Origin of the sequence: Ectopseudomonas alcaliphila (assembly GCF_900101755.1) — a bacterium.
Classification (GTDB): Bacteria; Pseudomonadota; Gammaproteobacteria; order Pseudomonadales; family Pseudomonadaceae; genus Aquipseudomonas; species Aquipseudomonas alcaliphila.
On the sequence record NZ_FNAE01000003.1, the window covers coordinates 88,072 to 110,680 of the forward strand.

15 protein-coding genes and 3 tRNA genes are annotated in these 22,609 nt (G+C 60.6%); 10 read left to right on the forward strand and 8 right to left on the reverse strand.

What is annotated here, in order from left to right:
* Positions 1 to 165: 165 nt before the first annotated feature.
* From BLR77_RS12095 to BLR77_RS12135, 9 genes are all read left to right on the forward strand, one after another.
* Positions 166 to 242, forward strand: a tRNA-Arg gene (locus BLR77_RS12095).
* A gap of 37 nt (positions 243 to 279) precedes the next feature.
* Positions 280 to 355, forward strand: a tRNA-His gene (locus tag BLR77_RS12100).
* 56 nt (positions 356 to 411) lie between these two features.
* Positions 412 to 496: transfer RNA gene (locus BLR77_RS12105), tRNA-Leu, on the forward strand.
* 128 nt (positions 497 to 624) lie between these two features.
* Positions 625 to 1,935 carry a trigger factor gene (gene tig / locus BLR77_RS12110; RefSeq protein WP_074678092.1) on the forward strand — a complete coding sequence of 437 codons (1,311 nt, stop codon included), beginning with the start codon at positions 625 to 627 and terminating at the stop codon, positions 1,933 to 1,935.
* A 94-nt stretch (positions 1,936 to 2,029) separates the two neighbouring features.
* A complete protein-coding gene (gene clpP, locus BLR77_RS12115) occupies positions 2,030 to 2,671 on the forward strand; it encodes an ATP-dependent Clp endopeptidase proteolytic subunit ClpP (protein WP_024308001.1) in 642 nt (213 codons plus the stop codon).
* A 251-nt stretch (positions 2,672 to 2,922) separates the two neighbouring features.
* A complete protein-coding gene (gene clpX / locus BLR77_RS12120; protein WP_074678094.1) occupies positions 2,923 to 4,203 on the forward strand; it encodes an ATP-dependent Clp protease ATP-binding subunit ClpX in 1,281 nt (426 codons plus the stop codon).
* A 149-nt stretch (positions 4,204 to 4,352) separates the two neighbouring features.
* Positions 4,353 to 6,749 (forward strand): endopeptidase La, encoded by a 2,397-nt coding sequence (gene lon / locus BLR77_RS12125; protein ID WP_074678096.1) that lies wholly within the window; start codon positions 4,353 to 4,355, stop codon positions 6,747 to 6,749.
* Positions 6,750 to 6,884: 135 nt separating this feature from the next.
* Entirely contained in the window at positions 6,885 to 7,157 is a 273-nt protein-coding gene (gene hupB, locus BLR77_RS12130) for a nucleoid-associated protein HU-beta (protein ID WP_003239952.1), read from the forward strand.
* Positions 7,158 to 7,351: 194 nt separating this feature from the next.
* On the forward strand, positions 7,352 to 9,199 hold the full coding sequence (locus BLR77_RS12135) for a SurA N-terminal domain-containing protein (RefSeq protein WP_074678098.1): 1,848 nt from the start codon (positions 7,352 to 7,354) through the stop codon (positions 9,197 to 9,199).
* Between the two features lie 54 nt (positions 9,200 to 9,253).
* Here BLR77_RS12135 and BLR77_RS12140 read toward each other — a convergent pair whose 3' ends face one another.
* From BLR77_RS12140 to BLR77_RS12170, 7 genes are all read right to left on the reverse strand, one after another.
* The gene (locus BLR77_RS12140; RefSeq protein ID WP_074678100.1) at positions 9,254 to 10,801 is read right to left on the reverse strand and encodes a phospholipase D family protein; all 1,548 of its coding nucleotides are present in this window, start codon (positions 10,799 to 10,801) and stop codon (positions 9,254 to 9,256) included.
* 261 nt (positions 10,802 to 11,062) lie between these two features.
* Complete coding sequence (gene fabI, locus BLR77_RS12145; RefSeq protein ID WP_074678102.1) at positions 11,063 to 11,857, reverse strand: enoyl-ACP reductase FabI; 795 nt, start codon at positions 11,855 to 11,857, stop codon at positions 11,063 to 11,065.
* A 28-nt stretch (positions 11,858 to 11,885) separates the two neighbouring features.
* Positions 11,886 to 13,499 carry an ABC transporter ATP-binding protein gene (locus BLR77_RS12150; protein WP_074678104.1) on the reverse strand — a complete coding sequence of 538 codons (1,614 nt, stop codon included), beginning with the start codon at positions 13,497 to 13,499 and terminating at the stop codon, positions 11,886 to 11,888.
* A gap of 1 nt (position 13,500) precedes the next feature.
* Positions 13,501 to 14,520, reverse strand: a complete 1,020-nt coding sequence (locus tag BLR77_RS12155; RefSeq protein WP_074678106.1) for an ABC transporter permease — start codon at positions 14,518 to 14,520, stop codon at positions 13,501 to 13,503.
* A gap of 2 nt (positions 14,521 to 14,522) precedes the next feature.
* Positions 14,523 to 15,608 carry a microcin C ABC transporter permease YejB gene (locus BLR77_RS12160; RefSeq protein WP_074678108.1) on the reverse strand — a complete coding sequence of 362 codons (1,086 nt, stop codon included), beginning with the start codon at positions 15,606 to 15,608 and terminating at the stop codon, positions 14,523 to 14,525.
* A gap of 1 nt (position 15,609) precedes the next feature.
* Positions 15,610 to 17,457, reverse strand: a complete 1,848-nt coding sequence (locus BLR77_RS12165; protein WP_074678110.1) for an extracellular solute-binding protein — start codon at positions 17,455 to 17,457, stop codon at positions 15,610 to 15,612.
* Positions 17,454 to 19,283 (reverse strand): extracellular solute-binding protein, encoded by a 1,830-nt coding sequence (locus BLR77_RS12170; RefSeq protein WP_074678112.1) that lies wholly within the window; start codon positions 19,281 to 19,283, stop codon positions 17,454 to 17,456. Before BLR77_RS12170 ends, BLR77_RS12165 begins: the two co-directional genes overlap by 4 nt.
* A 108-nt stretch (positions 19,284 to 19,391) precedes the next feature.
* On the opposite strand from BLR77_RS12170, the gene BLR77_RS12175 reads away from it, so the two are divergent.
* The gene (locus BLR77_RS12175) at positions 19,392 to 20,873 is read left to right on the forward strand and encodes an HDOD domain-containing protein (protein WP_074678114.1); all 1,482 of its coding nucleotides are present in this window, start codon (positions 19,392 to 19,394) and stop codon (positions 20,871 to 20,873) included.
* On the opposite strand, the gene BLR77_RS12180 is transcribed toward BLR77_RS12175, so the two are convergent.
* The gene (locus BLR77_RS12180; protein ID WP_074678116.1) at positions 20,874 to 22,451 is read right to left on the reverse strand and encodes a LysM peptidoglycan-binding domain-containing protein; all 1,578 of its coding nucleotides are present in this window, start codon (positions 22,449 to 22,451) and stop codon (positions 20,874 to 20,876) included.
* Positions 22,452 to 22,609: the final 158 nt, after the last annotated feature.

A 22,609-nucleotide genomic window follows, 5' to 3' on the forward strand; every position in this document is an offset into this window, starting at 1 on the left:
ATCGCTGAATTTTTTTGAAAATTTCTGTTGACGAGGTTGGGAGCCGTCTATAACATTCGCCCCGCTTCTCAGGAACAGCCACTCGCTGGGTGAGGCGGCAAAAGCCAAACCCTGGTGGTGAGGTTGGAGCCAAAAGCTTGTAAGTCTGCGCTAGCGGATGGATAAGTGCCCGTAGCTCAGCTGGATAGAGCATCCGCCTTCTAAGCGGATGGTCGCAGGTTCGAGTCCTGCCGGGTGCGCCATTTGGCGGTCAGGCAAATGAGTAGCAAATGCAATATGGTGGGCGTAGCTCAGTTGGTAGAGCACAGGATTGTGGCTCCTGGTGTCGTGGGTTCGATTCCCATCGTCCACCCCATATTCCAAAGCGCCAGGCCGAAAGCCTGGCGTTTTTGTTTTAAGCTGCAAAGCCACGCGGACGTGGTGGAATTGGTAGACACACCAGATTTAGGTTCTGGCGCCGCAAGGTGTGAGAGTTCGAGTCTCTCCGTCCGCACCATCTTTATATAGCCCCTCCCGACTGCCGCCTGCTTCTAGGGTGACTTCTGCACATTGACCCTCTAGAATGCTTGGCCTTGATTCGGGGCCGGTTCGAGCCGGCTTATGTCTGTGCAACGAGGAATATCCATGCAAGTTTCTGTTGAAAGCACTTCTGCTCTTGAGCGCCGCATGACTGTCGGCGTACCCGTCGAGCGCATCGAGACCGAAGTCAACAAGCGTCTGCAACAGACTGCCCGTCGTGCCAAGGTTCCTGGCTTCCGTCCTGGCAAGGTGCCGATGAGCGTGATCCGTCAGCGCTACGAAGATGCCGCTCGTCAGGAAGCGCTGGGCGATCTGATCCAGGCTACCTTCTACGAGGCCGTGGTCGAGCAGAAGCTGAACCCGGCTGGCGCTCCGGCTGTAGAGCCGAAGTCCTTCGAGAAGGGCAAGGATCTGGAATACGTCGCTACCTTCGAAGTGTTCCCCGAGTTTCAGGTTTCCGGTTTCGACTCCATCGCCATCGAGCGTCTCGAAGCTGATGTGGCTGACAGTGACGTCGACAACATGCTCGACATCCTGCGCAAGCAGAACACCCGTTTCGAAACTGTTGAGCGTGCTGCCGAGAATGGCGACCAGCTGAACATCGATTTCGTTGGCAAGATCGACGGCGAAGTCTTCGCCGGTGGCAGCGCCAAGGGCACTCAGCTGGTGCTGGGTTCCGGCCGCATGATCCCGGGCTTCGAAGACGCCCTGGTGGGTGCCAAGGCTGGTGAAGAGCGCGTGATCAACCCGACCTTCCCCGAGGACTACCAGAACCTCGACCTGGCCGGCAAAACCGCCGAGTTCACCGTTACCGTCAACAGCGTTTCCGCTCCGCAGTTGCCTGAGCTGAACGACGAGTTCTTCGCCCTGTTCGGCATCAAGGAAGGCGGTCTGGAAGGTTTCCGTGCCGAAGTTCGCAAGAACATGGAGCGTGAACTGCGTCAGGCCATCAAGTCCAAGGTCAAGAACCAGGTAATGGACGGCCTGCTGGCTGCCAACCCGGTCGAAGTACCGAAGGCGCTGATCGGCAACGAAGTGAACCGTCTGCGCGTGCAGGCCGTCCAGCAGTTCGGTGGCAACATCAAGCCTGACCAACTGCCGGCCGAGCTGTTCGAAGAGCAGGCCAAGCGCCGCGTGGTGTTGGGCCTGATCGTCGCCGAAGTGGTCAAGCAGTTCGAGCTCAAGCCTGACGAAGCCCGCGTACGCGAGCTGATCGAAGAGATGGCTTCGGCTTATCAGGAGCCTGAGCAGGTCGTTTCCTGGTACTACAAGAACGACCAGCAAATGAACGAAGTGCGTTCGGTTGTACTGGAAGAGCAAGTTGTAGATACTGTTCTGCAGAAGGCCAACGTGACCGATAAAGCGGTTTCCTACGAAGATGCAGTCAAGCCGGCGGAAGCTCCTAAAGCCGACTGATCTCGTAACCTCGTTCGAGAACACCACCATAAGCCAGCCTCAGCGCTGGCTTATGTGTATTTGAGACATGACTATTAGGGAGTGAGCGCAAGACATGTCCCGTAATCCTTTTATGCAAAACATGCCTGAAATCCAGGCCGCTGGCGGCCTGGTGCCGATGGTCATCGAGCAGTCCGCTCGTGGCGAGCGTGCTTACGACATCTATTCGCGTCTGCTCAAGGAGCGCGTGATCTTTCTGGTTGGCCAGGTCGAGGACTATATGGCCAACCTGATCTGCGCCCAGTTGCTGTTCCTGGAAGCAGAAAACCCGGACAAGGACATTCACCTGTACATCAACTCGCCGGGTGGCTCGGTGACCGCCGGCATGGCGATCTACGACACCATGCAGTTCATCAAGGCTGACGTGTCCACCACCTGCATCGGCCAGGCCTGCAGCATGGGTGCATTCCTGCTGGCTGGCGGCGCCAAGGGCAAGCGTTTCTGCCTGCCGAACTCGCGCGTGATGATTCACCAGCCGCTGGGCGGTTTCCAGGGCCAGGCCTCGGACATCGAGATCCACGCCAAGGAAATCCTCTTTATCCGTGAGCGTCTGAACGAGCTGCTGGCGCAGCATACCGGCCAGAGCCTGGAAACCATCGAGCGTGACACCAACCGCGACAACTTCATGAGTGCCTCGCGCGCCGTGGAGTACGGTCTCGTCGATGCCGTACACGAAAAGCGTCAAATGCCGGTGTAGCAGGCTGTTGAAAAACTACCTGCGTTGGCAATACTGCGTTGAAAACAACCTCGAAATGCTCGTTTACAACACGTAAATTGCGCTTTCTCGGTTGTTTTCGCCTTGTCTTGCCTGCCTCGCTTACGCTTTTCAACGGCCTACTAGATGAGGCGCCGGCTGCAGGCATTCTTCACTGGCGCTAGCTGTGCCCTTGAAAATGCCTGCATTTGCCTTCATCTTGTGTTTCAAGCCTACCGTATTGGATTGATCGAATGACTGATACCCGTAACGGTGAGGACAACGGCAAACTGCTTTATTGCTCCTTCTGCGGCAAAAGCCAGCATGAAGTGCGCAAGTTGATCGCCGGTCCTTCCGTCTTCATCTGCGACGAATGCGTCGACCTGTGCAATGACATCATCCGCGAGGAGGTGCAGGAAGCGCAGGCCGAGAGCAACGCGCACAAACTCCCGGCACCCAAGGAAATCAGCGGCATCCTCGATCAGTACGTGATTGGTCAGGAGCGCGCCAAGAAGGTGCTGTCGGTAGCGGTATACAACCACTACAAGCGTCTTAACCAGCGTGACAAGAAAGATGATGTCGAGCTGGGCAAGAGCAACATTCTGCTGATCGGTCCGACCGGTTCGGGCAAGACACTGCTGGCCGAAACGCTGGCGCGCCTGCTCAATGTGCCGTTCACCATCGCTGACGCCACCACCCTGACCGAAGCCGGTTATGTCGGTGAGGACGTCGAGAACATCATTCAGAAGCTGCTGCAGAAGTGCGATTACGATGTCGAGAAGGCCCAGATGGGCATCGTCTACATCGACGAAATCGACAAGATCTCGCGCAAGTCCGACAATCCGTCGATCACGCGTGACGTATCGGGCGAGGGCGTGCAGCAGGCGCTGCTCAAGCTGATCGAGGGCACCGTGGCTTCGGTTCCGCCGCAAGGCGGGCGCAAGCATCCGCAGCAGGAGTTCCTGCAGGTCGATACACGCAATATCCTGTTCATCTGCGGCGGTGCATTCGCCGGTCTGGAGAAGGTCATCCAGGCGCGTTCCACCAAGGGCGGCATCGGTTTCGGTGCGGAAGTGCGCAGCAAGCAGGAAGGCAAGAAGATCGGCGAGTCTCTGCGTGAGGTCGAGCCGGACGATCTGGTCAAATTCGGCCTGATCCCCGAGTTCGTCGGTCGCCTGCCGGTGATCGCGACCCTGGAGGAGCTGGATGAGGCTGCTCTGGTACAGATCCTGACCGAGCCGAAGAACGCGCTGACCAAGCAGTACGCCAAGCTGTTCGAGATGGAAGGGGTGGACCTGGAGTTCCGTTCCGATGCGCTGAAATCCGTGGCGCATAAGGCGCTGGAGCGCAAGACCGGGGCTCGTGGCCTGCGTTCGATTCTCGAGGGCATTCTGCTCGACACCATGTACGAGATCCCGTCCCAACAGGACGTGAGCAAGGTGGTGATCGACGAGAGCGTCATCGAGGGTTCGTCCAAGCCGCTGCTGATCTACGAGAACAGCGAACCGCCGGCGAAGGCCGCGCCAGACGCCTGACTGCTGTTACACGATGCAAAGAAGGGGCCCTTTGGGCCCCTTCGCTTTTGTGGACATTGCGCTTGTTTTTTGCGGGAGCTACCCCCATCTTAAAAGCCAAGGGTAATCCCGCCTGTTTACGGCCTTATGGCCGCCGCTGAGCCGAAATCATGAAGACAACCATCGAATTGCCTCTCCTGCCATTGCGCGATGTAGTGGTCTATCCGCACATGGTCATCCCGCTTTTCGTCGGGCGTGAGAAATCCATCGAGGCCCTCGAGGCAGCGATGACGGGCGACAAGCAGATTCTGCTGGTGGCCCAGAAGAACCCGGCCGTCGATGATCCGGATGATCAGGATCTGTATCGCGTTGGCACCGTTGCCACCGTCCTGCAGTTGCTCAAACTGCCCGACGGCACCGTCAAGGTGCTGGTTGAAGGCGAGCAGCGCGGCTCCATCGAGCGTTTCATCGAGCTCGACGATCATTGTCGTGCTGAAGTGCAACTGATCGAGGAGGGCGAAACTGCCGAGCGCGAATCGGAGGTCTTTACCCGTAGCCTGCTCAGCCAGTTCGAGCAATACGTGCAGTTGGGCAAGAAGGTCCCTGCCGAAGTGCTGTCCTCGCTCAACAGCATCGATGAGCCCAGCCGTCTGGTCGATACCATGGCCGCGCACATGGCGCTGAAGATCGAGCAGAAGCAGGAAATCCTCGAAATCACCTCGCTGTCCGCTCGCGTCGAGCACGTACTGGCCCTGCTGGATGCCGAGATTGACCTGCTGCAGGTCGAGAAGCGTATCCGTGGTCGTGTAAAGAAACAGATGGAGCGCAGTCAGCGCGAGTACTACCTGAATGAGCAGATGAAGGCCATTCAGAAAGAGCTGGGCGATATCGATGAAGGCCATAGCGAGCTCGACGAACTGCGCAAGCGTATCGATAACGCCGGCCTGTCCAAGGAGGCCTTGACCAAGGCCAATGCCGAGCTGAACAAGCTCAAGCAGATGTCGCCGATGTCCGCTGAAGCTACCGTGGTGCGCTCCTACATCGATTGGCTGGTGAATGTGCCGTGGAAGGCCGAGAGCAAGGTCCGTCTGGATCTGGCGCGTGCCGAGAGCATTCTCGATGCCGATCACTACGGCCTGGAGGAGGTCAAGGAGCGTATTCTCGAGTATCTCGCCGTGCAGAAGCGGGTGAAGAAACTCAAGGGGCCGGTACTGTGCCTGGTCGGCCCGCCCGGCGTGGGCAAGACCTCGCTGGCCGAGTCCATCGCCAGTGCCACCAATCGCAAATTCGTGCGCATGGCGCTGGGTGGCGTGCGTGACGAGGCCGAGATTCGTGGTCACCGCCGCACCTATATCGGCTCGATGCCGGGTCGCTTGATTCAGAAGATGACCAAGGTCGGCGTGCGCAACCCGTTGTTCCTGCTCGACGAGATCGACAAGATGGGTCAGGACATGCGCGGCGACCCTGCCTCGGCATTGCTCGAAGTCCTCGACCCCGAGCAGAACCACAATTTCAACGATCACTATCTGGAGGTCGACTACGACCTGTCGGACGTGATGTTCCTCTGCACCGCCAACTCGATGAACATCCCCGGCCCGCTGCTGGACCGGATGGAGGTCATTCGCCTGCCGGGTTACACGGAGGACGAGAAGGTCAACATCGCCATCAAGTACCTGGCGCCCAAGCAGATACAGGCCAATGGCCTGAAGAAGGGCGAACTGGAGTTCGAAGAGGCGGCGATTCGCGACATCATCCGTTACTACACGCGTGAAGCTGGCGTGCGCAGTCTGGAGCGGCAAATCGCCAAGGTCTGCCGCAAAGTGGTCAAGGAGCATGTGCGCGAGAAGCGTTTCCAGGTCACGGTCAGCGCCGATGCCCTGGAACACTTCCTGGGCGTACGCAAGCATCGTTACGGCCTCGCCGAACAGCAGGATCAGATCGGTCAGGTGACCGGTTTGGCCTGGACACAGGTAGGCGGTGAGCTGCTCACCATCGAGACGGCTGTGGTGCCCGGCAAGGGCAATCTGATCAAGACCGGCTCACTGGGCGATGTCATGGCGGAATCGATGACGGCGGCCATGACGGTGGTTCGCAGTCGTGCGAAAAGTCTGGGGATCCCAGCTGATTTCAACGAGAAGCGCGACGTTCACATCCATATGCCGGAAGGTGCCACGCCCAAGGACGGCCCGAGCGCGGGCATTGGTTTGTGCACGGCACTGGTATCGGCATTGACGCAGATTCCGGTGCGGGCGGACGTGGCCATGACCGGAGAAATCACCCTGCGTGGTCAGGTACTGGCCATTGGTGGTCTCAAGGAAAAACTTCTGGCAGCTCATCGGGGTGGGATCAAGACGGTGATCATTCCCGAAGAAAATGTGCGTGATCTGAAGGAAATTCCGGAAAATATTAAGCAAGACCTGCAGATTAAACCGGTTAAATGGATTGACGAGGTCCTGCAAATTGCGCTGCAATACGCCCCGGAGCCCTTGCCCGATGCGGCTCCGGAGATGGTTGCAACGGATGACAAGCGCGAGTCTGATTCCAAGGAGCGAATTAGCACGCATTAGCCGGGGGGCTTCCTTGACACAATTTTTGAGCCCTTGTTATAAAGCGGCTTTTATTGTGTCGGCAGGCCATCCAGCACCCGCTTTGCTTACACTAAAAATCAAGAAACAAACTAAACAGAAATAAGGGGACTTAGAGTGAACAAGTCGGAACTGATCGATGCCATCGCTGCATCTGCTGATATCCCGAAAGCTGTTGCTGGCCGCGCGCTGGATGCAGTGATTGAATCCGTCACTGGCGCTCTGAAGGCTGGTGACTCCGTTGTACTGGTTGGCTTCGGCACCTTCGCTGTCAAAGAGCGTGCTGCTCGCACTGGCCGCAACCCGCAGACCGGCAAGCCGATCAGCATCGCTGCTGCCAAGATCCCAGGCTTCAAAGCTGGCAAGGCTCTGAAAGACGCCGTCAACTAAGCGTCTTCTGGGTTTGCCTCGCCGCCAGGCTCCGTCTGGCGGCTGTTAGGGGGCAGCGCAGGTAGTCCTAGACTCTTCTGCTCTGACCGCTTAACGCGTTACGAGAAGGCGCATCCAAGGATGCGCCTTTCTTCTATCTGGACATTACCCACACTGCGCGGCTGGTGACTCTGTACAGTCGTTCTGGGGGAAGCATGCTGCAAAACATCAGGGACAATTCACGCGGTTGGATTGCCAAAATCATCATCGGCCTCATTGTGATGCTGATGGCGTTTACCGGTTTCGAAGCCATCGTCACGGGGACCAGCAATCGCAACAATGCGGCTGACGTGAACGGTGACACCATTACCCTCAGCGAGCTCAATCAGGCCGTTGAAATGCAGCGTCGTCAGCTGCTGCAGCAACTGGGTCGTGATTTCGACGCCTCGCTGCTCGATGACAACCTGCTGCGTGAGGCTTCGCTCAAGGGCTTGATCGAGCGCAAGTTGCTGCTGCAAGCAGCCGGTGATGCTCATTTCGCCTTCTCGCAGGCATCGCTGGATCAGGTGATTCTGCAAACTCCCGAATTTCAGGTAGATGGCCGCTTCGATACTGCGCGTTTCGATCAGGTCATTCGCCAGATGGGTTACACCCGCCTGCAGTTCCGCCAGAAGCTGGAAGAGGACATGCTGATTGGGCAGCTGCGTGCCGGTCTCGGTGCCAGTAGCTTCGTCACCGAGCAGGAGGCGCGTGCGTTCGCCAATCTCGAGCGCCAGACCCGCGACTTCGCCAGCCTCACCATCAAGGCCGACAGCGCTGCGATCGAGCTGAGCGACAGCGACGTCAGCGCCTATTACGACGAGCACGCCAGCGAATTCATGAGCCCTGAGCAGGTCGTGCTGGAGTACGTCGAGCTGCAAAAGGACAGCTTCTTCGATCAGGTCGAAGTCAGCGATGAAGATCTGCAGCCGCTGTACGAGAGCGAGATCGCCAACCTGGCTGAGCAGCGTCAGGCTGCGCACATCCTTATCGAGGGCGATGATCAAACCGCGCGTACCAAGATCGAAGAGATCAAGGCGCGTGTGGATGCTGGCGAAGATTTCGCTGCCCTGGCCAAGGAGTTCTCGCAGGATCCAGGTTCGGCTGCCGATGGCGGTGATCTGGGTTACGCCGGCCCTGGCGTCTACGATCCGGCCTTCGAGGAGGCGCTCTATGCGCTGCAGCAGGGCCAGGTTTCCGAGCCAGTGCAGAGCGACTTCGGCTGGCACCTGATCAAGCTGCTGGGTGTTCAGGCTCCAGAAGTACCCAGCTTCGACAGCCTCAAGGACAAACTGGCGCGTGACCTCAAGGCGCAGCAGGTCGAGCAGCGTTTCGTCGAGGCGACCAAACAGCTGGAAGACGCCGCGTTCGAAGCGTCAGATCTGGCTCAGCCAGCTCAGGAGCTGGGCCTCGAGGTCAAGCTCAGCGAAGCTTTCGGTCGTGAGGGTGGTGCAACTGGCATCACTGCCAACCGTCAGGTCCTGCAGGCTGCATTCAGCCCTGATGTTCTGGAAGGCGGCACCAACAGCTCGACCATTGAACTGGACCCGAGCACGGTCGTCGTCGTGCGCGTCAAAGAGCACAAAAAGCCGGAGCAACTGCCCCTGGAGCAGGTTGCTGAGAGTATCCGCGCTCACCTGCAGCAGGAACGTGCTAGCGCTGCGGCCAAGGCCGAGGGCGAGAAGCAACTGGCTGCCGCCCAGGCGGGTGAGCAGTCTGCTGCTGATTGGCAGGTGCAGGAGGCGGCTACCCGCAGCCAGGACGGCGTCGAGCCGAAGGTGCTGCAGGCGCTGTTTCGCATGCCCAAGCCAGCCAAGGCAGGCGAGCCGACCTTCGTCGGTGTGACGCTGAACAATGGCGACTACGTCGTCCTGCGTCTCGATGGCGTGAACGTGCCGGAAGAGGCGCTGGCTGACGAAGAGCTCGCCATGTACCGCAACTTCCTGGCGTCGCGTGCCGGTCAGCAGGACTTCGCTGCGCTGCGCAAGCAGCTGGAAGCCAAGGCCGACATCGAGCGTTTCTGACCGCTGTCCGCTACGAGAAAGCCCCGCCAAGTGCGGGGCTTTCTCGTTTCTGGGTCATAACAGCCATTCGATGGGCAGCCACGAAAGCAGGTGAATGCCCAGGCGTTTGAGCAGCCCTGTGCCGGGCTCGCTATCGAATCGGCGTTGCTCGCCATCCACGCGTTGCAGCCAGTAGATTCGGCCGTGCTCGTCGAGCCGCAGCTCATAGGCATTGGCCGGGATATCGCTTTCGAATGCTTGGTCGATAGCTGCCGCCAGTTTCGGGCTTTCGATGAGAAAACCCATCTCCGTATTGAGACTGGCGGAGCGTGGATCGAAGTTGAATGAGCCGATGAAGACGCGTTGGCCATCGAGGGCGAAGGTCTTCGCATGCAGGCTCGAGCCGGAGCTGCCGAATGGGCCGGCTTTCTCCCGGTGACCTTCGTCGTCCGCACCCAGGCGCATTTCATAGAGTTTGACGCCACCTTCGAGCAGCGCACGACGGCGTTTGGCGTAGCCGGCATGCACGGGCGTCACATCCGTCGCTTCCAGCGCATTGGTGAGGATGCGCACTTCAACGCCGCGTTGTACCAGGCCGGTAAAGATATCGACGCCGGTTTGTGTGGGGACAAAGTAGGGGGAGACGAGGTCGACCCGTGACTGTGGAATATCGAGCATCTCGCCCAGGTGGCTGATCAGCAGCTCGCCGTCACTGGCATTGCCAAGGCCCTTGGCGGGATCATCGCTGACCAGTGTGGTCTCGCTCCATTCAAAGCCAAGATTCTTGTCCAGCAGGCGCTGGATAAACTCGCTTTCCTGCAGGGTCTTCACGTAACCGCTGGCCGCAGGCGAGCTGGAAAGATCGGCCGCGAGGTCGTGCAGGGGCTGTGGAGCGTTGCCGCTGCGAGGCACGATCAGCTCCAGCGGGTAGCTGGAATCGCTGGCCCAGTAGCGATCGAAGTCGGCCGAGGTATCGGCCACGACCGGGCCGACGGCCAGAACATCCAGGTCGGCGAAGAGCACACCCTCACTGGCGTCGAAGTATTCGTCGCCGATATTGCGTCCACCGATGATGGTGGCCTGGTTGTCCACGGTGAAGGACTTGTTGTGCATGCGCCGGTTGGCACGAGGAAAGTGGGTCAGATAACCCAGCGCCTTGGCCTTTCGTAAGGAGAAGGGGTTGAACAGGCGCACTTCGATATTTGGCTGCTGATCGAGTGTGCTCAGGATCTGATCGAGCCCGGCGATACCGTTGTCGTCCAGCAGCAGGCGGACACGAACGCCCCGTTCGGCGGCTTTGAGCAGGGCATCCAGTAGCAGGGTGCCGGTAATGTCGTTGCGCCAGATGTAGTACTGAATGTCGAGGCTGCGCTCGGCAGCTCCCACCAGGAGCATGCGTGCGGCGAAGGCATCCCGGGCAGCGGCCAGCGTGAGGATGCCGGATAGGCCGGGGTGGGCATCGCGCTCGCTACCCAGGGCTTGCCCCAGTGTGGTATCGGCCGTTTCGGCCTGGGTGAAGGCCTGGCTCTCGGTGCGGCCATCCAGCGGTGGCAGTGCGCAGCCGACCACGAGGCTGCATAGCACGGTGATCAGGCAGGCTCGCCACTTGCTTGTCGGGATCATTGACCCATCTCGTTTACAGGCTTCCCAGCTAGGACAACACCAACGTTGAAGCGTGCCGGCCGCTGATGGCGTTTCGTTTCGCGAAGCGGATGAGTTGTCTGCACCAGTAGCGCTGGCCGGACCCTGACGTAACAGGCCAGAAACGACAACGCCGCACCTCCTGAGGAAGGTGCGGCGTTGTGGATTCAGCGACGATCAAGCCGTGCTGAAGGTGCCGGGCATCGCCTGCTGTTCTGCCTGCGACGCCCTGGTGAGCTCGGCTCAGTCTTCCATGGCGCCCATGGCGGTGGTGTTGAAGCCGCCGTCGACGTACATGATTTCGCCGCTGATGCCCGAAGCCAGGTCGGAGCAGAGGAAGGCGCCGGCATTGCCGACTTCCTCGATGGTGACGTTGCGACGCAGCGGGGTCTGCTTCTCGTTGGCAGCCAGCATCTTGCGGAAGCTGGCGATGCCGCTGGCAGCCAGGGTGCGGATCGGGCCGGCGGAGATGGCGTTGACACGGGTGCCTTCAGGGCCGAGGCTGCCGGCCAGGTAGCGTACACCGGCTTCCAGGCTGGCTTTGGCCATGCCCATGACGTTGTAGTTGGGCATGGTGCGCTCGGCGCCCAGGTAGGAGAGGGTGAGCAGGCTGCCGTTGCGGCCTTTCATCATCTCGCGACCGGCCTTGGCCAGGGCAACGAAGCTGTAGGCGCTGATGTCGTGAGCGATCTTGAAGCCTTCACGGGTGGTGACGTCGGTGAAATCGCCATTGAGCTGATCGCCCGGGGCGAAACCGACCGAGTGGACGATGCAGTCCAGACCGTCCCACTTCTTGCTCAGCGCTTCGAATACCGAGGCGATTTCCTCGTCGCTGGCCACATCGCAAGGGAAGCACAGGTCGGCGCTGGAGCCCCAACCGGCAGCGAAGTCTTCCACGCGGCCCTTGAGCTTCTCGTTCTGGTAGGTGAAAGCCAGCTCGGCACCTTCGCGGTGCATGGCGGCGGCGATACCCGAGGCGATGGACAGTTTGCTGGCAACGCCAACGATGAGTACGCGCTTACCGGTTAGAAAACCCATTGTGCTATTCCTCTTCCTGTTTCAAGGATCAGTGAGCCGTTGCCGGGGCCAGAAAAGCGGCTTCCAGCAACTGCTGCGTATAAGGGTGTTGCGGTGCACTGAAGATCGACTCGGCAGACCCCTGTTCGACCACCTGGCCCTGCTTGACCACCATCAACTGGTGGCTCAGCGCTCTGACTACCGCCAGGTCATGGCTGATAAACAGATAGGTCAGGTTGTACTTGGCCTGCAAGCCGCGCAACAACTCCACCACCTGACGCTGTACCGTACGGTCGAGCGCCGAAGTGGGCTCGTCCAGCAGGATCAGCGCCGGTTTCAACACCAGTGCCCGGGCAATGGCAATCCGCTGCCGTTGCCCGCCAGAAAACTCGTGGGGGTAGCGATGCCGCGTCTGCGGGTCCAGCCCTACCTCCAAAAGCGCGTCGATGATCGCCTGTTCCTGCTCAGCCTCGTTGCCCATACCGTGAATGCGCAGACCTTCACCGACGATCTGGCTCACCGACATGCGTGGGCTCAGGCTGCCGAAGGGGTCCTGAAACACCACCTGCATCTGTCGACGCAGCGGGCGTACTTCCTGCTGGCTCAGGCCCTGCAACTGCTGGCCCTGGAAGCGGATATCACCGCGACTGGCGAGCAGCCGCAGAATGGCCATGCCCAGTGTGGACTTGCCGGAACCACTCTCGCCGACGATGCCCAGGGTCTGGCCCTGAGGCAGGCTGAAGTTGATGCCGTCCACCGCTTTGACATGATCCACCGTCCGGCGCAGCAGGCCCTTTTTGATCGGGAACCACACACGCAGGTCGTCCACTTCCAGCAACGGCTGGCCCACGGGGTTGGCCGCAGGTTCGCCACTGGGCTCGGCGCCGAGCAGTTCCTGGGTGTAGGGATGCTGCGGAGCCTGGAACAATTGTTCACACGACGCCTGTTCGACGATGCGACCGCGCTGCATGACACATACGCGGTGGGCAATTCTGCGAACCAGATTGAGGTCATGGCTGATCAGCAGCAGCGACATGCCCAGGCGTGCCTGCAAATCCTTGAGCAATTCGAGGATTTTCAGCTGTACGGTGACGTCCAGCGCCGTGGTCGGCTCGTCGGCGATCAGCAGCTGTGGTTCGTTGGCCAGAGCCATGGCGATCATCACGCGCTGCCGTTGGCCGCCGGAGAGTTCGTGCGGGTAGGCCTTCAGGCGCTTCTTCGGTTCGGGAATGCCGACCAGCTCCAGCAGTTCCAAGGTGCGCGCGCTGGCGGCCTTGCCACGCAGCCCCTTGTGCAGGGCAAGCACTTCGTTGATCTGCTTCTCGATGCAGTGCAGCGGATTGAGCGAGGTCATCGGCTCCTGAAAGACCATGGCGATGCGGTTGCCGCGAATGCCGCGCAGACGGCCTTCGCCCAGCTTGAGCAGGTCTTCGCCGGCGTATTCGATGCTGCCATGCGGATGGCGTGCGAGCGGGTAGGGCAGCAGACGCAGGATCGAGTGCGCCGTGACCGACTTGCCCGAGCCGCTCTCGCCGACCAGGGCCAGGGTCTCGCCTTTGTGAATATCGAAGCTGACGCCTTCGACCACGCGCTGGCATTGCTCGCCCATGACGAACTCGACGGCCAGGTCGCGTACTTGCAACAGGGTTTCGTTCTGGCTCATGTCATTTCCTCGGGTCGAAGGCATCGCGGGCGGCTTCGCCGATGAATACCAGCAGGCTCAGCATGATCGCCAGCACGGCGAAGGCGCTGATGCCCAGCCAGGGGGCCTGCAGGTTGCTCTTGCCCTGGGCGACCAGCTCACCGAGCGACGGTGCGCCAGGCGGCAGGCCGAAGCCGAGGAAGTCCAGGGCCGTCAGGGTGCCGATCGCGCCAGTGAGGATGAAGGGCATGAAGGTCATGGTCGAAACCATGGCATTGGGCAGGATATGGCGGAACATGATGGCGCCATTCTCCATGCCCAGCGCCCGCGCAGCGCGCACGTACTCGAGGTTGCGCCCGCGCAGGAATTCGGCGCGCACCACGTCGACCAGGCTCATCCAGGAGAACAGCAGCATGATGCCCAGCAGCCACCAGAAATTCGGCTGCACGAAGCTGGCGAGAATGATCAGCAGATAGAGCACCGGCAGGCCTGACCAGATCTCCAGAAAGCGCTGACCGATCAGGTCGACCCAGCCGCCATAGAAGCCCTGCAGCGCACCGGCGATCACGCCGATCACCGAGCTGGCCAGGGTCAGGATCAGGGCGAACAGCACCGAGATGCGAAAGCCGTAGATCACCCGTGCGAGCACGTCACGGCCCTGATCGTCGGTGCCCAGCCAGTTCTGCGCCGAGGGCGGTGCGGGGGCCGGTACTTCCAGGTCGTAGTTGATGCTCGAATAGCTGAACGGGATCGGCGGCCAGATCATCCGCCCATCTTTCTCGGCGATCAGGTCCTGAATGTAGGGACTCTTGTAGTTGGCCTGCAGCGGGAATTCGCCGCCGAACACGGTTTCCGGGTAGCGCTTGAGCACCGGGAAATACCACTCGCCGTCGTAGCGTACGGCCAGCGGCTTGTCGTTGGCGATCAGCTCGGCGCCGAGGCTCAGGCCAAACAGGATGAGAAACAGCCACAGCGACCACCAGCCGCGCTTGTGCGCCTTGAAGCGGTCGAAACGGCGTCGATTGAGAGGGGAGAGTTTCATGCTCAACCCTCCCGGCTTTCGAAGTCGATGCGCGGATCGACCAGGGTGTAGGTGATGTCACCGATCAATTTCACGATCAGCCCCAGCAAGGTGAAGATGAACAGGGTGCCGAACACCACCGGATAGTCGCGGTTGATCGCCGCTTCAAAGCTCATCAGGCCCAGGCCGTCGAGCGAGAAGATCACCTCGATCAGCAGGGAGCCGGTGAAGAAGATGCCGATGAAGGCTGCGGGGAAACCGGCGATGATCAGCAGCATGGCGTTACGGAAGACGTGGCCGTAGAGCACGCGGTTGTTGGTCAGGCCCTTGGCGCGGGCAGTCACCACGTACTGTTTGTTGATCTCGTCGAGAAAGCTGTTCTTGGTCAGCAGGGTCAGGGTGGCGAAGTTACCGATGACAAGGGCGGTAACCGGCAGCACCAGGTGCCAGAGGTAGTCGAGAACCTTGCCGCCGAGGCTGAGCTGCTCGAAGTTGTTCGAGGTCAGACCGCGCAGAGGGAACCAGTCCCAGTAGCTGCCGCCGGCAAACAGCACGATCAGCAGGATGGCGAAGAGGAACGCCGGGATGGCGTAGCCGACGATGATTGCCGAACTGGTCCAGACGTCGAAGGCGCTGCCGTGGCGGGTGGCCTTGGCGATCCCCAGCGGGATGGAGACCAGATACATGATCAAGGTGCTCCATAGACCGAGCGAGATCGACACCGGCATCTTCTCGATGATCAGGTCGATGACCTGGGCGTCGCGGAAGAAGCTGGAGCCGAAATCCAGCTGGGCGTAGTTCTTCAGCATGATCCAGAAACGTTCCGGCGCCGACTTGTCGAAGCCGTACATCTTCTCGATCTCGGCGATCAGCTGTGGGTCGAGGCCCTGGGCGCCGCGATAGTTGGAGCCGGCCACCGACACTTCGGCGCCGCCGCCGCCGATGCGCCCGGTTGCGCCGCCGGCGGCCGCGTCGAAACCCTCCAGCTTGGCGATCATCTGCTCGACCGGGCCGCCGGGTGCGGCCTGGATGATGATGAAGTTGATCACCAGAATGCCGAACAGGGTCGGGATGATCAGCAATAAGCGGCGAAAGATATAGGCCAGCATGTTATTGCTCCGCCTGTTCTGCGGCTTGCTGCTGGGCCTCGCTCGGCTGCTCCAGACCTGGGCGCACCCACCAGGTGTGCAGGCCGATATCGTAGAGCGGCGTCACTTTCGGATGCTCGAAGCGATTCCAGTAGGCGACACGCCAGGTCTTGATGTGCCAGTTGGGAATCACGTAATAGCCCCACAGCAGCACGCGATCGAGGGCGCGGGTGTGGGCGATCAGGTCCTGCCGGGAGTCGGCGTTGATCAGCCCTTCGACGATCTGGTCGATGGCCGGGTCCTTGAGGCCGATGTAGTTGCGGCTGCCGGGATTATCCGCGCTGGAGGAATGCCAGTATTCGCGCTGCTCGTTGCCTGGCGAGTTGGACTGGCCGAAGCCGCTGACGATCATGTCGAAGTCACGCGAGCGCAGGCGGTTGATGTACTGCGAAACATCGACGCGGCGAATCACCAGATCCATGCCGAGATCGGCCAGGTTGCGCTTGAATGGCAGCAGAACGCGCTCGAACTCGGTTTGCGCGAGGAGGAACTCGAAGCTGACCGGCTGACCGTTGGCATCGAGCATGCGATCGCCTTCGATACGCCAGCCAGCCTGCTGCAACAGCTGGTAGGCGCGGCGCTGTTGCTCGCGAATGATGCCGCTGCCGTCGGTGACCGGTACGCGGAACTCTTCGCTGAACACCTCAGCCGGAATCTTGCCGCGTAGCGGCTCGAGAATCGCCAGCTCGTCTTCGCCGGGCAGCCCCTGCGAGCCCAGTTCGGAGTTGTCGAAGTAGCTGCGGGTGCGGAAATAGGCACCGTTGAACAGGCGTTTGTTGGCCCATTCGAAGTCGTAAAGCAGGCCCAGGGCCTCACGTACGCGGCGATCCTGGAATTGTGGGCGACGGGTATTGAAGATGAAGCCCTGCATCCCGGTGGGATTGCGGTTCTGAATTTCTTCCTTGATCAGTTGGCCGTTGGCGACTGCCGGGGTGTTGTAGGCCGTGGCCCAGTTCTTCGCGCTGGTTTCCAGCCAGTAGTCGAACTGGCCGGCTTTGAGCGCCTCCAGGGCCACGGTGTTGTCGCGGTAGTAATCAATCTGGAGGGTGTCGAAGTTGTAGAAACCACGACTGACCGGCAGATCCTTGGCCCACCAGTCGTCGACACGCGCGTAGCGGATGCTGCGACCGGCCTGGACGCGGCCGACCTTGTATGGGCCGCTGCCCAGCGGTACCTCGAGATTGCTCCTGGCGAAGTCGCGCTCGGCCCACCAGTGTTTTGGCAGTACCGGCAGTTGCCCGACGATCAACGGCAACTCGCGATTGCCGGCATGCTTGAACACGAAGCGCACACTGTGCGGCGATTCCACCTCGACCCGATCGACATCGGCGTAATAGCCGCGGTACATCGGCGCGCCTTTCTCCATCAGCGTATCGAAGGTGAACTTGACGTCTTCGGCGGTGAGCGGGGTGCCGTCGTGGAAGCGGGCTTCCTTGCGCAGCAAAAAGCGCACCCAGGCATTGTCAGGCGCCTTCTCGATCTTTTCCGCCACCAGGCCATAGGCGGTGAACGGCTCGTCCATGCTCTGCACGGTCAGGGTGTCGTAGATCAGGCTGATGTTGTCGGCAGCCACACCCTTGCTGATGAAGGGGTTGAGGCTGTCGAAGCCACCGAAACCCGCTTCGCGAAAGGTGCCGCCCTTGGGCGCGTCGGGGTTGGTGTACTCGAAGTGAGTGAAGTTGGCGGGGTATTTGGGTGGCTCGTCGTAGAGCGTGACGGCATGTTTTGGGGCAGCGAGGGTGAGGCCGGCCAGGCCGAGCAGGATGAGGCTGCTACCGTGGAGCAGGAAACTGCGCAGCGGGTGGATCATCGAGCGTTCTCCGTGGGCTTCAGCCACCAGGTGCGCAGGCCTAGTGTGTAGGGCGGCGTGGTGACGAAGGCGAACCGATTACGGTACGCCAGGCGGTGATAATTGATGTACCAGTTGGGAATGCTGTAGTGCTGCCAGAGCAGGACCCGATCCAGGGCCCGAGTGGCTGCTATCTGTTCGTCCCGGGTCTGTGCCGAGAGCAGCTTGTCGATCATTTCGTCGACTACCGGATCGTTGACACCTGCATAATTCTTGCCGCCTTTGATGTTCACCTGGCTGGAATGGAAGTACAGCGATTGTTCCAGGCCCGGGCTGAGGTTTTGCGGCAGGGTCAGCAGAATCATGTCGTAGTCGAACTGGTCGAGGCGTTGCTTGTATTGGGCGCGATCGACAGTGCGCAGGTTGGCGCGTATGCCGATACTGGCGAGGTTGGCGGTATAGGGTTGGAGAATGCGCTCGAGGCTGGGGTTGACCAGCATGATCTCAAACTCGAGGCGTTGACCTCGCGCATTGCGCAACTCCTGGCCGGAGGGCTTCCAGCCGGCATCGGCCAATAGACCGAGGGCGCGGCGCAAGGTTTCCCTGGGGATGCCACGGCCATCGGTTACCGGTTGTGTCGGTGGCTCGGTGAGCAGGCGTGAGGGCAGCTTGTCGCGGTGTGGCGAAAGCAGCAGCCATTCCGCGCCTTCGGGCTTGCCGGTGGCCGAGAATTCGCTGTTGGGGTAGTAGCTGGCCGCGCGCACGTAGGCATTGTTGAACAAGGTGCGATTGGTCCACTCGAAATCGAACATCAGTCCCAGCGCTTCGCGCACCCTGCGGTCGCTGAACAGGTCGCGACGCGTGTTCATGAACAGTGCCTGGGTCTGGGTCGGGATCTGGTGCGGTATCTCGGCGCGAATCACGTCGCCGCGGGTCACGGCCGGGAAGCGATAGCCGTTGCTCCAGTTCTTCGCCTGATTCTCTATATAGAAGTCGAATTCGCCGGCCTTGAAAGCTTCGAAGGCAACATGGTTGTCGCGGTAGAACTCGACTTCGATACGGTCGAAGTTGTACTTGCCGCGATTGACCGGCAGATCCTTGCCCCACCAGTCCTTCACGCGCTCGAAAACCAGGCGCCGGCCGGGCACGACCTGGACGATGCGATAGGGGCCGCTGCCCAGCGGTGCTTCGAACGTCGTGCTTTTGAAGTCGCGATCTTTCCAGTAGTGCTGCGGCAGGACGGGCAGTTCACTCAGGCGCAGGATCAGCAGCGGATTGCCGGCACGCTTGAAGACGAAGCGGATGCGGTGCCGGCCCAGAATGTCGACGCGTTTCACTTCCTGCAGGTTGGTGCGGTACTGCGGATGACCGTCGTTACGTAGCAGGCGATAGGAAAAGGCTACGTCGTAGGCGGTGATGGGCTTGCCATCGTGAAAGCGTGCTTCCGGACGCAGATTGAACACCACCCAGCTGCGGTCTTCGCTGTACTCGACGCTTCTGGCGATCAGTCCGTAACTGGAGGCAGGCTCATCCCCGGACGGATCGTAAGCGCCAGTGCCAACCATCAAGGGTTCGTTCAACTCATTGGCGCCGTATTGCAGGAAATGCGCGGTCGAGATCGGGCTGCTGCCCTTGAGCGTGTAGGGGTTGAGGGTATCGAAAGTGCCGGACGCCATGATGCGCAACGTGCCGCCTTTGGGCGCATCGGGGTTGACCCAGTCAAAATGACTGAAGCTGGCAGGGTACTTGAGTGTCCCGAACTGGGCGTAGCCGTGGCTTTCGCTGATAGTCGCAGAGGCGGGAAAGCTCAAGGCCAGGCTGAGGAACAGCAGTAGGAGGGGACGCATCGGGCGTGAGATCCGATCCATGGCGGCGTTTGGGCTTCTGGGGCGGTACAGTAACAGCTTGTCTGGGCAGGAAAAAGAGTGCAGCGGTGGGCGGGCGGTTACCACGCTATGACATACACTTCAGGGACACGCCATGAGGGTACGAATTTGTCGGAACGAAGCCATGGTTTGCAGTCATGGATCGATCGCCTGAACCAAGCCGAACTGCCCGCGCTGGCTGCAGTGGTGCAGGATCTGCAACGCCTTGCGCAGCAGGATTCTGCTTCGGTGCAGCAACTGGCCGATGTGTTGCTGCGTGATGCAGCGCTGACCAGCAAGGTGCTGCGGGTCGGCAACAGCGTCTACTACAACCCCTCCCAGGAAACCATAAAGACCATCTCGCGGGCCATCGTACTGATCGGCTTCGACAATGTGCGCCTGATCAGTCTTTCCGTGAGTCTGATAGACGGGCTGCTTACCCGCGCCCCGCGTGAGCAGTTGCAGACGTTACTCGCGCGTTCCTTTCACGCTGCGGTGCAGGCGCGCAACCTGGCCGGCTATGTCATTTCCGGGCATACCGAAGAGGTGTTCATCGCTGCGCTGCTCCATCATCTGGGCGAGCTGGCGTTCTGGGGTTGTGGCGGGGCGCAGGCTGACGAACTGGCCGATGCTCTTGAGCGCCCCGGTGTCGATGTCGATGAAGCGGTGCGTGAGGTGCTCGGTGCGAGCTTCCGTCAACTTACCCAGGCGCTGCTGAAAAGCTGGAACCTGGGCGAAACCGCCATCCTCGCCCAGGCGGGCGCCAGCCAGCATGATCCGGCCGCCTACGCCGTGCAGTTGGGCGTGCGCATCAGCGAGGCGGCGCTGGGTGGCTGGGACTGTGCAGAAATGGAAGGTGTGCTGGGCAAGGTGGCGGCGTTTATCGAACTGACTCCGGAAGACACCCTGCAACAGGTGCTGGCCAGTGCAGATGAAGCGGTCAAGGTCGCCTCGACCTTCGGTGCCAGCAAGTTGTGCCGACTGATTCCCAATACCGATCCCGAGCAGATTCGCCAGCAGCAGGAGGAGCGTCGTGCGCGTTTGCTGCAGCCGGATCTGCTGGTGATGCAGCAGGCATTGCAGGATCTCGGCCTGATGGTCAATGCCAGGGCCGATGTCGGGCTGGTGCTCGACACCTTGCTCAAAGGCCTGCATCGGGGCGCTGGGCTGGAGCGGGTGATGCTCACGGTGCTGGCCGATGGGCAGAGCCGCTTCCGCGCCAAGCGCGTGATCGGTGAAAAGGCTCAGCAATGGCTGGAGGATTTCGTGCTGCCGGCCGAGCAGGTGGAGCAGCCGCACATCTTCAGTTATGCGCTGCGCCATCGTGAGGCGATCTGGATGGGCGTGCCCGCCAGCTACAACCTGGCCGAGCTGGTGACTCAACCGATTCGGCGCAGTCTGGGGGCGGGCATGTTCTTCATCGCGCCGATCATCGCGGGTACGCGGGAGATCGGCGTGTTATATGCCGACAGTCGACTGTCCGAGCGGGCGCTGCGGCATGAGCAGTTCGTGGCGTTTCAGCGCTTCACGCAACTGGCGGGGCGTTGCCTGGAGGCGATCAGCAAGCGCTGATCAGGGTAGATAGAGGGTCAGCATTTCCCCGGGGCGCAGCTTGTTGCTGCGTGGATTCCAGGCTTGCAGGCGCTTGAGGTCGATCTTGAAGCGCTTGGCGATCACGTACAGCGAGTCGCCATGCTGCACGCGGTAGTAGGTGGCCTTGTCCCGTGAACTGGAACTGTTGCGCGTCGTGCTGGCAACCTGCGGGGCGCTGTCGGCGGCGGCCAGATTGAGCACCTGGCCGACTTTCAGCTGATTGCCTTGCAGCTTGTTCCAGCGCTTCAGATCATGCACGGCGACCTGGTTGGCGCGAGCGATCTGCCACAGGTTGTCGCCGTTCTTCACCTGATAGGTTCTGCCGGCCGGGCTCTGCGCGGTGTTGCGCTGTTGATACAGCGGCTCGCTCGGTTGCGAACCAGGTTTGCCAGGAATGGTCAGCACCTGGCCGATGCTCAGATTGTTGCTGCTCAGGCGGTTGACGTCCTTGAGCATACTCACTGTCAGGTGATGACGGTTGGCGATGGCGTGCAGGCTATCGCCGGAGCGCACGGTGTAGCTCTGCCAGTCGACCATTTCCTGCGGTTTCATCAGGGCCAGGTTGGCGCTGAGCATCTCGGCTTTCTCGGTCGGCACCAGCAGATGTTGCGGGCCGTCGAGAGTAATGCCGCGCTTGTAGGCGGGGTTGAGCTGCAGCAGCTCCTGCTCATCCAGGTCGGCCAGTTTGGCGACGCGGGCCAGATCCATGTGCTGCTTGATCGCGATCTGCTCGAAGTAGGGTTCGTTGGCGATCGGCGAAAGGCTCACATTGTAGGCTTCCGGCGTCAGGATCACCTGCGACAGCGCCAGTAGCTTGGGCACGTAGTCCTCGGTTTCCTTGGGCAGCGACAGGTTCCAGTAGTCGCTGGGCAGGCCGAGCTTCTCGTTGCGTTCGATGGCGCGGCTGATGCGGCCTTCGCCGGCGTTGTAGGCGGCCAGGGCGAGCAACCAGTCGCCGTTGAACATTTCGTGCAGGCGGCTTAGATAGTTGAGCGCGGCCTGGGTCGACGCGGTGACGTCGCGGCGGCCATCGTACCAGTTGGTCTGGCGCAGGTTGTAGTAGCGGCCGGTCGAGGGAATGAACTGCCAGAGGCCGACCGCATGCGCCGAGGAGTAGGCCTGTGGATCGTAAGCACTTTCGATCACCGGCAGCAGCGCCAGCTCCATCGGCATGTCGCGTTCGGCCAGACGCTCGACGATGTAGTGGATATAAGGAGCGCTGCGCTCGCTGACGGTATTGACGTGTTTCGGATTGCTTGCGTACCACAGACGCACACGTTCGATGCGCGGGTTGATGCCGATTTCATCCTGCAGCTTGAAGCCGTCGCGCACGCGCTCCCAGATATCGGCGTATTCGCGAGGTTTGGCTTCGCTGCTGCTCAACCACTCGGGCTCACGCTCCAGGCCAATGGCACGAGAGGTATCGGTAGAACGATCCGGGGGGTCGTTGGGCAGGCTCTGACAGCCGGCCAGAATCATGCAACACATCACTGCGAGCGCTCGAGAGCCTCGCACTAATACCTTTATATTCAATGGCTTGCGTGATGATAAAGGCATTAGGTGAGGTGTATGTCCCGGCGAAAAGGTCGGGCGATTCTAGGAACCGAAGCGGGGGTGGTCAAGTTTTCACCAGTCTTTTGTGACCTGCATCCGCGTCGGTCGGACTTGGCGCACGTGATGCTCGCGATAGAGTTCTGGCGACCCTTGGGGTGGAC

What these genes read in the sequence shown, in the direction of transcription:
- clpP (WP_024308001.1), top strand. Translation starts at nt 2,030, where the DNA reads ATGTCCCGTAATCCTTTTATGCAAAACATGCCTGAAATCCAGGCCGCT.
- tig (WP_074678092.1), top strand. Translation starts at nt 625, where the DNA reads ATGCAAGTTTCTGTTGAAAGCACTTCTGCTCTTGAGCGCCGCATGACT.
- BLR77_RS12170 (WP_074678112.1), bottom strand. Translation starts at nt 19,283, where the DNA reads ATGCGTCCCCTCCTACTGCTGTTCCTCAGCCTGGCCTTGAGCTTTCCC.
- BLR77_RS12150 (WP_074678104.1), bottom strand. Translation starts at nt 13,499, where the DNA reads ATGAGCCAGAACGAAACCCTGTTGCAAGTACGCGACCTGGCCGTCGAG.
- BLR77_RS12140 (WP_074678100.1), bottom strand. Translation starts at nt 10,801, where the DNA reads ATGATCCCGACAAGCAAGTGGCGAGCCTGCCTGATCACCGTGCTATGC.
- clpX (WP_074678094.1), top strand. Translation starts at nt 2,923, where the DNA reads ATGACTGATACCCGTAACGGTGAGGACAACGGCAAACTGCTTTATTGC.
- BLR77_RS12180 (WP_074678116.1), bottom strand. Translation starts at nt 22,451, where the DNA reads ATGCCTTTATCATCACGCAAGCCATTGAATATAAAGGTATTAGTGCGA.
- BLR77_RS12160 (WP_074678108.1), bottom strand. Translation starts at nt 15,608, where the DNA reads ATGCTGGCCTATATCTTTCGCCGCTTATTGCTGATCATCCCGACCCTG.
- BLR77_RS12155 (WP_074678106.1), bottom strand. Translation starts at nt 14,520, where the DNA reads ATGAAACTCTCCCCTCTCAATCGACGCCGTTTCGACCGCTTCAAGGCG.
- BLR77_RS12165 (WP_074678110.1), bottom strand. Translation starts at nt 17,457, where the DNA reads ATGATCCACCCGCTGCGCAGTTTCCTGCTCCACGGTAGCAGCCTCATC.
- lon (WP_074678096.1), top strand. Translation starts at nt 4,353, where the DNA reads ATGAAGACAACCATCGAATTGCCTCTCCTGCCATTGCGCGATGTAGTG.
- fabI (WP_074678102.1), bottom strand. Translation starts at nt 11,857, where the DNA reads ATGGGTTTTCTAACCGGTAAGCGCGTACTCATCGTTGGCGTTGCCAGC.
- BLR77_RS12135 (WP_074678098.1), top strand. Translation starts at nt 7,352, where the DNA reads ATGCTGCAAAACATCAGGGACAATTCACGCGGTTGGATTGCCAAAATC.
- BLR77_RS12175 (WP_074678114.1), top strand. Translation starts at nt 19,392, where the DNA reads ATGACATACACTTCAGGGACACGCCATGAGGGTACGAATTTGTCGGAA.